We start from the raw sequence: 13,057 nt of genomic DNA, 5'->3' as shown, positions 1-13,057 counted from the left end.
CGTCTACCTCTTGCGCCCGCGCACCGCGTCCGACAGCCGCTCCAGTGCGGTGTCGAGCGTCTCGTCCTTCTTGGCGAAGCAGAAGCGCACCACCGAGGTCACGGGATCCTGCTCGTAGAACGCCGAGACCGGGATCGCCGCAACCTTGTAGTCTTTCACGATCCGCCAGCAGAACTCGGTGTCGCTCTCGTTGAGGCCGAGCGGCGACAGGTCGACGGTGAGGAAGTATGTGCCTTGCGACTTCAGCACCGGGAAGCCGAGGCTTTCGAGCCCCTTCGTCAGACGGTCCCGGCTCCGCGCCAGATCCTTGCGCATCGAGACGAAATACTCGTCCGGCTTTCCGAGGCCATAGGCGACTGCGGCCTGGAGATTGGGCGCGGTGGTAAAGGTCAGGAACTGGTGCACCTTGGCCGCGACCCGCAGCAGCGGCGGCGCCGCGCAGACGAAGCCGACTTTCCAGCCGGTGAGCGAGAAGATCTTGCCGGCCGAGCCGACCTTGATGGTGCGCTCGCGCATGCCGGGAATAGTGATCAGCGGAATGTGCTTGTGCTCGTCGAAGGTGACGTGCTCCCAGACCTCGTCGCAGATCGCGATGACGTCGAACTCCTGGCAGTAGCGCGCCAGGAGTTCGAGATCCTCGCGCGGAAAGACGACGGCGGAGGGATTCAAGGGGTTGTTGAACAGGACCGCCTTGGTCTTTGAATTGAACACGCTTTTCAGCATGTCCTCATTGAGTCGCCAGTGCGGCGGCTCGAGCCGTACGAGGCGCGGAATGCCGCCGGCCTGGCGGATGATCGGCAGGTAGGAATCATAGACCGGCTGGAAGCAGACCACCTCGTCGCCGGGCTGCACCACCGCGAGGATCGCCGAGGTCAGCGCCTCCGTGCCGCCGGAGGTCACCATGACCTCGCTCATCGGATCGAGCTTCAGACCATGCCAGTGCCCGTAATGCGTCGCGATCGCCTGGCGCAGCTCTGGGATGCCCATCATCGACGGGTACTGGTTGTAGCCGTTCACGGAGGCGTCGGCCGCGGCGCGGCGGATGTCCTCAGGGCCGGGATCGTCAGGAAAACCCTGGCCGAGATTGATGGCGCTATTGTCGCGCGCAGCCTGCGACATCGCCTCGAAGATGGTGACGGGCAGGTCGGCGAAGACCTTGTTCAAGGAGGAGCTCTTGGACGTCATCGGCTTAGATCAGCCACCGACCTTGGTCGGGAGTCCTGCAGCCTTCCAGCCGAGCATGCCGCCCGCAAGATGCTTGTCGTAGGCAAGTCCCGCCGTCTGCGCGGCGAGCGACGCCGTCACCGAGCGCTTGCCGGAGCGGCAGGCGAACACGACGTCCTTGCCCTGCGGATCGGGGATTGCGTTGGGATCGAAGGTCGAGAGCGGCACGACGACCCCATAGGGGTAGGCCTCCACGGCAACTTCGTTGGGCTCACGCACGTCGACGAGCAGATAGCGCCCCTCGCTCACACCCTTGGCGACCTCGTCCGGGGTCAGATCCTGCACCTGGTTTGCCACTTCATCCTCCAGAACGGCCGCGTGTTAGGCCGGGCTGCCCCGGCCGGCGGCAACCTCGCCTCTCGGCTCGCGAAAATCAAGCGCTACAAAGGCTTGAGCGATATCCCGGAACTTAAAGCTAAATCGCAGGGCATTGAAGCGCTTTGGGATCGTCAGTCTAGATCGTTACCTGCGTACCGACCTCGACCACCCGCCCGCTCGGAATCTGGAAATAGTCGGTGGCATCGTTCGCCGAGCGGCTCAGCGAGATGAACAGGCGATCCTGCCAGCGCGGCATGCCGGAATGCGCGGCGGGCTTCAGCGCCCTGCGCGACAGGAAGAACGAGGTCGACATGATGTCGAACTGCCAGCCGAGCTTGCGGGCAATCGCCAGCGCCTTCGGCACGTTGGGCGATTCCATGAAGCCGAACTTTAGCGTCACCTTCGAGAAGGTCGGGCTGACCTGCTCCAGCTTGACGCGCTCGGACGGATCGATGCGCGGCGTCGTCGCGGTCTCGATGGTGAGAATGACATTCTTCTCATGCAACACTTTGTAGTGCTTCAGACTATGCATGAGCGCTGTCGGGGCGCTGAGCGGATCGGACGTGAGGAAAACGGCGGTGCCTGGCACCCGCTGCGGCGGCCGCTTCTCCAGCATCGCCACGAGGTCGGCGAGCGGGAACTCGAGCTTGCGCGACTTCTCGAACAAGAGCCGGCTGCCGCGCCGCCACGTGTACATCAGAAGGATCATGAGGGCGCCGAGCGCGAGCGGCACCCAGCCACCCTCGAACACCTTGAGCAGGTTCGCCGCCAGGAAGGTCAGGTCGAGGCACAGGAACGGGGCGATCAGTGCTGCGGCGGCAAGCGGCGACCATCTCCAGGCCTTCCAGATCACGACAAAACCCATCATCCCCGTGACCACCATCGTGCCGGTGACCGCGATGCCATAGGCTGACGCCAGCGCGCTGGAAGAACGGAACAAAAGCACCATGAGGATCACGGCAACCAGCAGGAGCTGATTGATGCGCGGGATGAAGATCTGGCCGGAATGTGCCTCGGAGGTATGGCGAATTTCAAATCGCGGCAGAAGCCCGAGCTGGATCGCCTGCCGCGTCAGCGAATAAGCGCCGGTGATGACGGCCTGGCTGGCGATCACGGTCGCCAAAGTGGCAAGCACGACCATGCTGCCGCGGAGCCAGCCTTGCGGAAACAGCTGGAAGAACGGGCTCACGATCGCCCCGGGATCATCCAAGACGAGAGCCCCCTGCCCCAGGTAATTCAGCGCCAGCGACGGCAGTACGATGAACAGCCAGGCGGTCTGGATCGGCCGCTTGCCGAAATGGCCGAGGTCGGCATAGAGCGCCTCGGCACCGGTGACCGCCAGGAACACCGCACCCAGCGTGACGAAGCCGATGATGCCGTGGTGGAGCATGAAGGACACCGCGTAGAGCGGATTCAGCGCGAACAGCACCTGCGGCTGCCGGATGATCGGACCGATCGCCGCCACCGCGATCACCGCGAACCAGATGCACATCACCGGACCGAAGAAGGCCGCGACGCGGGCCGTACCGCGCGATTGCACGGCGAACAGGCAGACCAGGATCACCACGGTCAGCGGAACGATGTAGGGCTCGAACGTCAGCGTGACGTCCTTCATACCTTCGATGGCTGACAGCACCGAGACCGCCGGCGTGATCACGGCATCACCGTAGAACAGGGCGCCGGAAATGATGCCGAGCATGACGATGGTCGCCCCGCCGGTGCCGACCGCGCGCTGGGCCAGCGCCATCAGGGCGAGCGTGCCGCCCTCGCCATTATTGTCGGCCCGGAGCAGGATCACGACGTATTTCAGGGTCACCACGATGACGAGCGCCCACAGGATCAGCGAGACTACCCCCAGCACGGCTGCGATTGTCGGCGCGCCCTCCGCTCCCGATGCCGCCGTCACCGCCTCGCGGAACGCATAGAGGGGGCTGGTGCCGATATCGCCATAGACGACGCCGATGCTGCCCAGCGTCAAGGCGCCGAAACCGGCGGTGGTGTGGGCATCCGCATGCCCATTGGCCGCCACCGTTTCCGGGGCGGGAACTGCGACTTCACTTGTCATGGGAGAGACTACTGGCCTCTAAAAATGCTTCACTGCACAATGGCGGCAGAGCGCGCGGGCTTATAGTCCTGCGCTACCGGCATAGCCTAGCGCGATTTTGGGGCTTTGCCATGCAAAAATCGCATAGGCCCGCCAATTTGGGTCAAATAGTGACTTGGGTGCCGACTTCAACCACCCGTCCAGTCGGAATCTGGAAGTAATCGGTGGCGTCGTTGGCGGACCGGCTGAGCGCGATGAACATGTGGTCCTGCCACAGTGGCATCCCCGATTGCGCCGAGGCCTTCAGCGACCGGCGCGACACGAAGAACGACGTCGACATGATGTCGAACTGCCAGCCCTGCTTGCGCGCAATCGCCAGCGCCTTGGGCACGTTCGGCTGTTCCATGAAGCCGAAACGCAGCCGCACCTTGGAGAACTTGTCGCTGATCTTCTCCATCCGGAACCGCTCCGAGAGATCGACCCGCGGCGTGTGCGCGGTCTCGATGGTCAGGATCACGTTGTGCTCGTGCAGCACCTTGTTGTGCTTGAGATTGTGCAGCAGCGCGGTCGGCACGAAGGCGGGATCGCTGGTGAGGAACACTGCGGTACCCCTGACGATGTGCGGGGGCCGCTTCTCCAGGCTCCGGATCAGGTCGTCCAAGGGCACCTCGATGCGGCGAGTCTTCTGGAGCAGAATTCCCGTGCCGCGCCGCCACGTCCAAATCGTTGCGGCCATGCAGACGCCGAACAACAGCGGCACCCAGGCGCCTTCGAGCAGCTTGAGCAGATTGGCGCCAAAGAAGGTCATGTCGACCACAACGAAGGGCAGGATCACCGCCGCCGCAGTTGCGGCGCGCCAGTTCCAGAGTTTCCAGATCACGACGAAGCCCATGATGCCGTCGGCCACCATGGTGGTGGAGACCGCGATGCCATAGGCCGAGGCGAGCCCGCCGGGGGTGCGGAACAGCAGCACCAGCAGCATCACACCGATCAGCAGCAACCGGTTCACGCGCGGCAGATAGATCTGGCCGGCGTGAGACTCGGAGGTGTAGCGGACCGCGAAGCGCGGCAAGAGGCCAAGTTGTACCGCCTGATAGACCAGCGAATAAGCGCCCGTGATCACGGCCTGGCTCGCGATCACGGTCGCCGCGGTCGCAAGTCCGACCAGCGGCAGCACCAGATGCTCGGGCACCATGCGATAGAAGGAATGTTCGATCGCGCTGGGATCGGACAGCACCAGTGCGCCCTGTCCGAAATAGTTGGTCAGCAGTGCGGGCAGCACGAAGAACAGCCAGGCTGATTGGATCGGTTTGCGGCCGAAATGGCCGAGATCGGCGTAGAGCGCCTCGCCGCCAGTGACCGCGAGAAAGACCGCGCCGAGGGTCACAAGCCCGATCGTGCCGTGCGTCAGCAGGAATTGCAGCGCGTAATAGGGATTGATCGCCGCCAGCACCGACGGATCGTCGGCGATGTGAACGAGGCCCATCACCGCGAGGCAGGTGAACCAGACCACCATCACCGGCCCGAAGGCGGAAGCGACCAGCGCGGTGCCCTTGCTCTGGACTGCGAACAGCACCACGAGGATGAAGACGGTGAGCGGCACGACGTAGTGCTCGAAGGCAGGCGTCGCAAGCTTCAGACCGTCGACGGCCGACAACACCGAGATCGCCGGCGTGATCATGGAATCGCCGATGAACATGGAGGCGCCTACGACGCCGAGCGCCAGCAGGAACCAGCTTCGACGCCCCAGCGCACGCTGGCCGAGCGCCATCAGCGAAAGCGTGCCACCCTCGCCGTTGTTGTCGGCGCGCAGCAGCAGCAGGACATATTTGGCGGTAACGACGATCAGGAGCGCCCACAGGATCAGCGAGAGCACACCGAGCACGATGATCCGCGTGACCGGCTCGCCATGGGCCGCACCCCTGACCGCCTCGTGGAATGCGTAGAGCGGCGAGGTGCCGATATCGCCGAAGACCACGCCGATGCTTCCGAGCGTCAGGGCCCAAAAGCCCGCATGGGCCGTCGCCTCCTGGCCTTCAGTCGTGGTGATGCTCGCGGTCATGAGGGTGGAAAACGCTTCTTCCCAGGAATTGATCCGGCGCCTTCTGACGCTTCCTGCACGCCTGTCAATCGCTCCAACATAGCAGGCACCGGCGCGGATGCTGTGACGGCGCAGCCACGTTCGTCGCCGCGCGACGACATGCCTCAGGTAAGATGGTAACGCAAGGGAGTTACGGCTTCAGATTCGGCGGCAGCGGCGGATCTTCGCGCATCAGGGTGATGGTCACTCGGCGATTGGCGGCCAGGGACGGATCGTCAGGAAACAGCGGCTGGGTGTCCGCCTTGCCGGAGACGGCGAAGATGTGCGAGGGCGGCAGCCCCTCCCGCTCGAGGATCTGGCGTACCGCATTGGCACGGTCGGCCGAGAGGTCGAATGCGCCGTAGTCGCTGCGGCTCGGCACGAAGCCCGCGGCGGTATGGCCGACGATGGAGACGCGCAGCGGCGTCGCCTTGAGCGGGACCGCCAGCTTCTCGATCAGGCGGCGGGTGCGGTCGTAGGGCACCTTGGAGCCGTCGGCAAACATCGAGCGGCCATCCTGGTCGACGATCTCGAGATTGAGGCCCTGCTTGGTCTCCTCGAACATGATGTGCTTGGACATCTCGGTGAGCTCGGGCAGATCCTGGAGCGCCTGGCGGAGCGAGGCCGCGGCAAGCGCGAAGTCGCGATCGACCTTGATCTTCGCGCCCGAGGTGCGGTCGCGATCCTGCTGATCCGGAGTCGGCGTGTTGGAGGCTTCCTCGGGCTCGATGTGGTCGACGTTTTTCAGCTTGGGACGGGTGGGCAGGCCGTCGGATTCGATGATGCCGGCATAGCGCGCCTCGCTCTGGATGCCGAAGGCGTCGCGCATGGAGCCTGCGACGATCTTGAGCTTGTTGGCGTCCTGCGTGGAGAACGCGACGAGCATCACGAAGAAGCTCATCATCAGGCCCATCAGGTCGGCGAAGGTCACGAACCAGCCGTGACCGCCTCCATGTGCATCGCCGCGCTTCTTCTTGGCCATGTCCTAGACCCGGCGTGGCGATCAGGCCGGCACCGGCTCGCCCTCGGCATGGCGATGCTTCTCCGGCAGGTAAGCCAGCAGCATTTCGCGCACCAGGGTCGGGCTCTTGGAGTCGCGTATCATCAGGATGCCGTCGATGATCAGCGTGCGGTTGGTCTCCTCGTCGAGCAGCTTGCCGTGCAGCTTGTCGGCGATCGGCAGACAGAACAGGTTCGCGACCAGCGCGCCGTAGAGCGTGGCGAGCAGCGCGGTCGCCATGAACGGGCCGAGCTTGGAGGGGTCGGTCATGTTGGCGAACATCTGCACCATGCCGATCAGGGTGCCGATCATGCCGAAGGCCGGGGCGCAGTCGCCGATGGCGCGGTAGATCTTGCTGCCCTCGTCCAGATGCATGAGGAAGTTGTCGCGATCGCGCTCGAGATTGTCGCGGATGAAGTCGAGGTCGTAACCGTCGGCGACGTAGCGGATGCCCTTGGCGAGGAACGGCTCGTCGGTCTCAACCTTTTCCAGGCCCACCGGGCCCTGCTTGCGGGCGATCTCGGCGATGCGGGCGAGCTCGTCGACGAGATCGTGCGCCGACAGCCGGCTCATGGTGAAGGCGAACTTGGCGCCGAGCGGAAGGCCGTGCATCAGCGCGCTGAGCGGAAAGCGGATCATGGTGGCGGAGATCGAACCGCCGAAGATGATGATCATCGCATGTTCGGAGATGAACATGTGGAGATCGCCACCCATGATCATCATCACCGAGATGACGATGAGGCCGGCCACGAGCCCAACGCCCGTCATGATATCCATGGGAGACTCCAACCGCACGCCACACACCGGCCGTCCTGGCCGGCGGCGCAGCCCAACCCCGAACCGCGTGGGAGGAACCCTAAAGAGCTGCCATTAAAGACGCGTAAAGGTTAAGTGCGGCCTGCCTCGATCGGGCCACATCGCAGGGTTCATCGCGCGAGCGAATTGCCGCGCCGCGATAGCGATCTCAAGATTTCGCTAACCATAATTGGGGCGAGCTATCCCGACAGCCCCGTCAGCTTCAGGCTGAGCGCGCGCAGGCGCTTGCGTGCCTCCGCGTCGTAAGCCTGCGGATTGGCGCGTGCCTCGTTCATGCCGTTGAAGAACCGGCCACTCTTGCCTGCGACGTCGTCACCGCTCACAAGGTGCAGGATCGCGTCGCCGCCCTGCTCCACCGTTGAGATCGGCGTGATGCCTCCGGCGCGCACCATCGTGGTGTTCATGTAGGTCGCCGGATGCAGGGAATTCACGGTGATGCCTCTGACCCTCTGCTCCTCCGCGAAATCGATGGTGAACATGATCTGCGCGAGCTTGCTCTGCGCATAGGCCCGCGAGCCGTTGTAGCCTTTCGTGATCATCACATCGTCGAAATCGATCGGATGCTGGCCGAGCGAAGCAACGTTCACGATGCGCGAAGGTGCTGCAGCCTCCAGCGGCGGCAGCAGGAGGTGCGCGAGAAGGAAACCGGAGAGATAGTTCACGGCGAAACGTAGCTCGTAGCCGTCTGCACTCTCCTGCCGTTGCGGTCCGCCCGTCTGCGAGCCGATGCCGGCATTGCTGATGAAGACGTCGAGACGCCGATGATTAACGGCCACAGCCGCCGCGAGCTCCTGCGTGCCCGCCATCGACGACAGGTCGGCTCGGTAGAAGGTCGGCGCAGCGTGGCCGGCCTTCACGATCTCGTCGATCAGCGTTTTCGCACGCGCGGCGTCGCGCCCATGGATGAGGACTTTCGCGCCCTCGGCGGCGAGACGGCTTGCGACATAGCGACCGACCCCGTCGGTCGAGCCCGTGATCAGCACCGTCTTGCCGCGCATGTCCATGGCTCACTCCATGCTAGTGAATCTCCGCCGAGCGCTTCAGCGCGGCCTTCAGCTTCTCCAGCGAGAAGTCGGGGCTGCGCGCGATCTCCAGGATCGGCGTTTCGCGGCGGCCGCAGAGCTCGGCGGCCTCCGGCAGTTTTGCGGCGACATCGAGCGGGATCACGATCGCGCCGTGCTGGTCGGCGTGGATCAGATCGTCGGACTTCACGGTCATGCCGGCGACCCTCACCTCGCCGCCAAAGCTTTCGGCATGCACCCAGGCATGCGACGGGCCGATCGAGCCGGCGAGCGCCTGAAAGCCCGGGGCCCATTGCGGGATATCGCGGATCGAGCCGTCGGTAACGACACCGAGGCAGCCGAGCGCCTTGTGCACGTTGCTCTGTACCTCGCCCCAGAACGCGCCGTAGCCGACGTCGGCACCGTCGATATCTTGGATCACTGCGATGCGGGGCCCGTGGCCCGTGCCGACATACTCGTAATACTCGATGCGGCGCTTGGCCTGCTCCTCAGCAGGAAGCGATGATTTCAGCACCGAGCGGATCGTCACCGTGCGCGCATAACCGACGATCGGCGGCAGATCCGGGAACGGGCAGACCAGCGGCTTGGTGGTGAAGCCGATCAGCCGCCGCTCGGGCGCCACGAGCTCCATGGCATTGCAGATCGTGGGCGTGTCGTAGCGGCCAAGCGCTTCGAGGACGGATGCAGGCAGCGGCCCGGTTGCGGATGTCGTCACGGCGTTCTCTCCCCTGTTGGCCGCGGCTGTTCGCAAGCCGCAGACCCAACGCGATATAGCCGAGATCGGGCGTCAACCCAACGCGCGCACCTTCATGGCTGATATCCGTACGCGCGGCTTAATGCAGCCGCTCGGGCCGGTCGTCGTGCGGGGGTTCCGGCAGGTTCGGCGACAGCGTCGACGCGGGTCCGGGCGGCGTGACGCCAACCGGCGCGGGTGAGGCCGCGGCGAATGCGCGCGCCTGCTTCTGATAGGACCTCCAGCCCAATGGCAGGGCCAGGAGATAAAGCACCGAGCCAGCCAGCAGGATGTACCAGGGATAGCTGATCAGGAGCGCGATGAAGAAGACCACGCCGACGAACATCGGCAGCACCAGCTCCGGCGGCACGCGCATGCGCACCGACTTGCCGGAGAACACCGGCAGCCGCGACACCATCAGGAAGGCGATCAGCAGCGTGTAGCCTGCCGTCACTGCTGCGGGCCAGCGCCCGAGATCCAGGAACGCCGCATAGATCGGCAGCAGCACGGTAATCGCACCGGCGGGCGCCGGTATGCCAGTAAAATAGTTTGACGCGAAAGGCGGCTTGTTGGGATCGTCCAAGGTGGCGTTGAAGCGCGCCAGCCTCAAGCCCATTGAGATCGCGAACACCATGGCCGCGATCCAGCCCGCGTTGCGCAGCTCATGGAGCTGCCAGAAATACAGCATCAGACCGGGCGCCACGCCGAAATTGACGAAGTCGGCGAGGCTGTCGAGCTCGGCGCCGAATTTCGACTGGCCCTTGATCAGCCGCGCGATGCGGCCGTCGATGCCGTCGAGCGCCGCGGCGAACACGATCGCATAGACGGCAAGCGTCATCCGCCCTTCGATCGAGAGCCGGATCGAGGTCAATCCGGCGCAGATCGCCAGCAGCGTGATGACGTTGGGCACCAGCATCCGCACCGGAATCGGGCGGAAGCGCCGGCGGCGCACGTCAGGGTTCTTGAAGTCGTAGGGCGTCATGGCTTTGGCCTCGCTTCCCCGAGATATAGCAAGCCGCCCCGCCTCCCGCCAATGCGCTCGAGGGACCTTTCGCCGATGTAATAGTTAACTGGCGCGATAGGATCGGACGGTGTCCTCTGCGACGATATCGGCCAGAATCGTCTCGCCGGCGATCGCGGTCTGGCCTTCCGAGACCAGCGCCCGGGTGCCGAGCGGCAGATAGACGTCGAGCCGCGAGCCGAAGCGGATCAGGCCGAACCGCTCGCCGGCGCCGATCGACTGGCCCTCCTTGACGAAGCAGACGATGCGCTTGGCGATGAGGCCAGCGATCTGGACGACGCCAATCCGGCCCTGCGCCGAGGAGATCACCAGCGAGTTGCGCTCATTGTCCTCGCTCGCCTTGTCGAGCTCGGCATTGATGAACAAGCCAGGCCGGTAGGCGATGCGGTCGATCCGCCCCGCGATCGGAGCGCGATTCACGTGGCAGTTGAACACGCTCATGAAGATCGAGACCCGCGGCAGTGGCCGGTCGCCGAGCCCGAGCTCGGCCGGCGGCAGCGCCATCGTGATCATCGAGACCCGCCCGTCGGCCGGCGAGACCACGAGCCCCTCGCGCACCGGCGTCACCCTGACAGGGTCGCGGAAGAACAGCGCACACCACACCGTGAGAATGGTGCCGATCCACCCCAGGGGCGACCAGAGCCAGAACAGGAAGAAGCTCACCGCCGCGAAGATGCCGATGAAGGGATAGCCCTCCTTGTGGATCGGCGGGATCTGCCGTTGGATCGAATCGAGAATGGACATCGCTATCTGCCGCCTGGGGTTGATGGCGCGCGGTCACCTCGCGCGCGGGAGAGGTTTAGGCCAGAGTTGGGACCATAGACAAGGTCACTCGGCGGCCGCCGGTGTGGTGAGGACGTCATCGACCGGCGGCGGCTCGCGGTTCGGCGCCTCGCTGGACTCGGCGATCTTGGCGAGCTTTTCGCGCGCGGCCTGCGCCTCGCGCTGCCTGTTCCACATGCTGGCATAGAGCCCGCCGAACGCCAGCAGGCTGGCATGCGTCCCCCGCTCCGCGATGCGGCCCTGGTCGAGCACGATGATCTCGTCGGCGCTGACGATGGTCGAAAGCCGGTGCGCGATCACCAGCGAGGTGCGATTCTTCGAGACACGATCGAGCGCGCCCTTGATCTCGTGCTCGGTATGGCTGTCGAGCGCCGAGGTCGCCTCGTCCAGCACCAGGATCGGCGGCGCCTTCAGCACGGTGCGCGCGATCGCCACGCGCTGCTTCTCGCCGCCGGAAAGCTTCAAGCCGCGCTCGCCGACCTGGGTCTCATAGCCCTTTGGCGCCATGCGGATGAAATTGTCGATCTGCGCGAGCCGCGCCGCCTGCTCGACGTCCGCATCGCTCGCGTCCCAGCGGCCGTAGCGGATGTTGTAGCGGATGGTGTCGTTGAACAGCACGGTGTCCTGCGGCACCATGCCGATGGAGGCGCGCAGCGAGCCCTGGGTGACGTCGCGGATGTCCTGGCCGTCGATCAGGATCTTGCCGCCGGAGACGTCGTAGAGGCGGAACAGGAGGCGCGAGATCGTCGACTTGCCAGCCCCTGATGGCCCGACGATCGCGACGGTCTTGCCGGCCGGCACCTCGAAGCTGATGCCTTTGAGGATCGGCCGCGCCGTCTCATAGGCAAAGCGCACGTCCTCGAAGCGGACCGAGCCTGCAGACACCACCAGCGGCTTGGCGTCCGGGGCGTCCTTGATCTCGGCCTCGCGCGACAGCACGTTGAACATCTTCTCGATGTCGATGATCGCCTGCTTGATCTCGCGATAGACCATGCCCATGAAGTTCAGGGGCTGGTAGAGCTGGATCATCATGGCGTTGACCAGCACGAAATCGCCGACAGTGTTGCGCCCGCTTCGTACGCCGATCGCGCACATCAGCATGGTCGCGGTGAGCCCGAGCGTGAAGATCACGGCTTGCCCTGTGTTGAGCACCGCAAGCGAGGTGTAGGTCTTGACGCTCGCCTCCTCGTAGCGCTCGACTGACCTGTCGTAGCGCTGCGCCTCGCGCGCCTCGGCGCCGAAATATTTCACGGTCTCGTAGTTGAGCAGCGAGTCGATTGCCTTGGTGTTCGCCTCGGTGTCGGAATCGTTCATCTTGCGGCGGATGCCGATCCGCCATTCGGTCGCGATGTAGGTGTAGTACATATAGATCACGACGGTGATCAGGGTCGCGACTACGTAGCGCCAGTCGAACTGCCAGAACAGCACGCCCATCAGCAGCGACACCTCGACGATGGTCGGGATGAGCTGAAGGATCACCATGCGCACGATCACCTCGATGCCCTCGCGGCCGCGCTCCAGGACGCGCGTCAGCCCGCCGGTCTTGCGCTCGAGGTGAAAGCGCAGCGACAATTCGTGCATGTGGACGAAGGTGATGGTCGCGAGCTTGCGCACCGCGTGCATGGCGACGCGGGCAAAGATGCCGTCGCGCCACTGCGTCAGCACCGCCATCAGGATACGCGTCGCGCCGTAGCTTGCGGTGAGGACCAGTGGCGAAGCGATCACCCAGAGATGCCAGTTGGAGGCTTCCACGGGCGCCGTGTTTGCGCCGGTCAGCGCATCGGTGGCCCATTTGAAGGTGAACGGCACCGACAGCGTGATGAGCTTGGCGATGAGCAGCAGCACCATCGACCAGACCACGCGCATCTTCAGGTCGAAGCGGTCGCTCGGCCAGATATAGGGCCACAGATGTGCCAGCGTTCCGGCGAGGGTCGCCCGCTCCGCGGAGTTACGCGCGGCATCAAGGACGTCGCCGCCGGCGGGGGACGAATGAGGGTGAGCCATAGACAGCCTTGG

General features: G+C 64.7%; 11 protein-coding genes. All 11 read right to left on the bottom strand.

Annotated elements, in window-relative coordinates:
• Positions 1-3: 3 nt before the first annotated feature.
• The gene (locus Q3C01_RS01700) at positions 4-1,185 is read right to left on the bottom strand and encodes an aminotransferase (RefSeq protein ID WP_458143322.1); all 1,182 of its coding nucleotides are present in this window, start codon (positions 1,183-1,185) and stop codon (positions 4-6) included.
• Between the two features lie 9 nt (positions 1,186-1,194).
• A complete protein-coding gene (locus Q3C01_RS01695; RefSeq protein ID WP_458143321.1) occupies positions 1,195-1,521 on the bottom strand; it encodes a rhodanese-like domain-containing protein in 327 nt (108 codons plus the stop codon).
• A gap of 157 nt (positions 1,522-1,678) precedes the next feature.
• Positions 1,679-3,607 (bottom strand): potassium transporter Kup, encoded by a 1,929-nt coding sequence (locus Q3C01_RS01690; RefSeq protein WP_458143319.1) that lies wholly within the window; start codon positions 3,605-3,607, stop codon positions 1,679-1,681.
• A 142-nt stretch (positions 3,608-3,749) separates the two neighbouring features.
• A complete protein-coding gene (locus Q3C01_RS01685; protein WP_458143317.1) occupies positions 3,750-5,648 on the bottom strand; it encodes a potassium transporter Kup in 1,899 nt (632 codons plus the stop codon).
• 169 nt (positions 5,649-5,817) lie between these two features.
• The gene (locus Q3C01_RS01680; RefSeq protein WP_458143316.1) at positions 5,818-6,648 is read right to left on the bottom strand and encodes a flagellar motor protein MotB; all 831 of its coding nucleotides are present in this window, start codon (positions 6,646-6,648) and stop codon (positions 5,818-5,820) included.
• Between the two features lie 21 nt (positions 6,649-6,669).
• Positions 6,670-7,443 (bottom strand): motility protein A, encoded by a 774-nt coding sequence (locus Q3C01_RS01675; RefSeq protein WP_458143315.1) that lies wholly within the window; start codon positions 7,441-7,443, stop codon positions 6,670-6,672.
• Positions 7,444-7,661: 218 nt separating this feature from the next.
• Positions 7,662-8,486, bottom strand: a complete 825-nt coding sequence (locus Q3C01_RS01670; protein ID WP_458143314.1) for an SDR family NAD(P)-dependent oxidoreductase — start codon at positions 8,484-8,486, stop codon at positions 7,662-7,664.
• A gap of 13 nt (positions 8,487-8,499) precedes the next feature.
• Positions 8,500-9,219 carry an RraA family protein gene (locus Q3C01_RS01665; RefSeq protein WP_458143313.1) on the bottom strand — a complete coding sequence of 240 codons (720 nt, stop codon included), beginning with the start codon at positions 9,217-9,219 and terminating at the stop codon, positions 8,500-8,502.
• Positions 9,220-9,337: 118 nt separating this feature from the next.
• The gene (locus Q3C01_RS01660; protein ID WP_458143312.1) at positions 9,338-10,219 is read right to left on the bottom strand and encodes a CDP-alcohol phosphatidyltransferase family protein; all 882 of its coding nucleotides are present in this window, start codon (positions 10,217-10,219) and stop codon (positions 9,338-9,340) included.
• Between the two features lie 84 nt (positions 10,220-10,303).
• Positions 10,304-11,008, bottom strand: coding sequence for a phosphatidylserine decarboxylase (locus Q3C01_RS01655; RefSeq protein ID WP_458143567.1), 705 nt, complete (start codon positions 11,006-11,008; stop codon positions 10,304-10,306).
• A gap of 78 nt (positions 11,009-11,086) precedes the next feature.
• On the bottom strand, positions 11,087-13,045 hold the full coding sequence (locus Q3C01_RS01650) for an ABCB family ABC transporter ATP-binding protein/permease (protein WP_458143311.1): 1,959 nt from the start codon (positions 13,043-13,045) through the stop codon (positions 11,087-11,089).
• Positions 13,046-13,057: the final 12 nt, after the last annotated feature.

This window comes from Bradyrhizobium sp. UFLA05-109 (assembly GCF_054185165.1).
This window is presented reverse-complemented; position numbering and strand designations above follow the sequence as displayed.

Excerpts from the sequence above, each read along its gene's own strand:
- Q3C01_RS01675 (WP_458143315.1), bottom strand. The coding sequence starts at position 7,443 with ATGGATATCATGACGGGCGTTGGGCTCGTGGCCGGCCTCATCGTCATC.
- Q3C01_RS01690 (WP_458143319.1), bottom strand. The coding sequence starts at position 3,607 with ATGACAAGTGAAGTCGCAGTTCCCGCCCCGGAAACGGTGGCGGCCAAT.
- Q3C01_RS01700 (WP_458143322.1), bottom strand. The coding sequence starts at position 1,185 with ATGACGTCCAAGAGCTCCTCCTTGAACAAGGTCTTCGCCGACCTGCCC.
- Q3C01_RS01660 (WP_458143312.1), bottom strand. The coding sequence starts at position 10,219 with ATGACGCCCTACGACTTCAAGAACCCTGACGTGCGCCGCCGGCGCTTC.
- Q3C01_RS01650 (WP_458143311.1), bottom strand. The coding sequence starts at position 13,045 with ATGGCTCACCCTCATTCGTCCCCCGCCGGCGGCGACGTCCTTGATGCC.
- Q3C01_RS01670 (WP_458143314.1), bottom strand. The coding sequence starts at position 8,486 with ATGGACATGCGCGGCAAGACGGTGCTGATCACGGGCTCGACCGACGGG.
- Q3C01_RS01680 (WP_458143316.1), bottom strand. The coding sequence starts at position 6,648 with ATGGCCAAGAAGAAGCGCGGCGATGCACATGGAGGCGGTCACGGCTGG.
- Q3C01_RS01685 (WP_458143317.1), bottom strand. The coding sequence starts at position 5,648 with ATGACCGCGAGCATCACCACGACTGAAGGCCAGGAGGCGACGGCCCAT.